Origin of the sequence: Pseudomonas sp. GLN_2 (genome assembly GCF_043106005.1) — a bacterium.
GTDB lineage: Bacteria > Pseudomonadota > Gammaproteobacteria > Pseudomonadales > Pseudomonadaceae > Aquipseudomonas > Aquipseudomonas alloputida.
This window is the reverse complement of sequence record NZ_JBICMC010000082.1, coordinates 1-455: the sequence shown is the minus strand read 5'-3', so window position 1 is coordinate 455 and position 455 is coordinate 1. Positions and strand designations below refer to the sequence as shown.

The following is a 455-nucleotide window of genomic DNA, read 5'->3' as shown; positions in this document are numbered from 1 at the left end:
ACGTCATCGCCCTGCGCAGCGTGGGTGTACGGCGTGCTGGTCTCGCCGGCCTTGATGGTGACCTGGGCATTGTTGCTCAGGGTCACGACCAGGTCGTGAGCCAGCGGCTGGTTGACGTGAACAGTGAAGGTCGGTTTGACGTTCTCGGCCACCGAGGTCTGGTCAGCAGTAATAGTGACCTTGACCAGGTCGCCTTCGTTGCCCGGCGTACCTGGCTCGTCGGTGACCTCGGTGCTGACCGGCGTCTTGTCCAGTGTCAGTTGTTCGAACTTGCCGACATCCACGCCTTCAACGGTTGCGATCGACTTCACTACAGGGTCGTTAGCGCCGACGTAGACGTTGTCCGGGGCAGCCACGGTGGCAGTGCCCACGGTGCCATTGGCTGGCACAGTGATGACGGTTTTGCCGTCGCTCAGCGTGAAGGTCAATGCACTGTGGTTATTGATCGGCAGACC

Annotated in this window: 1 protein-coding gene; it reads right to left on the bottom strand. The window is 60.9% G+C overall.

Annotated features, from left to right (window positions below):
* Positions 1–455: immunoglobulin-like domain-containing protein (locus tag ACF8Q6_RS19600; RefSeq protein ID WP_392499325.1), on the bottom strand; the 455-nt coding region annotated here is incomplete at both ends.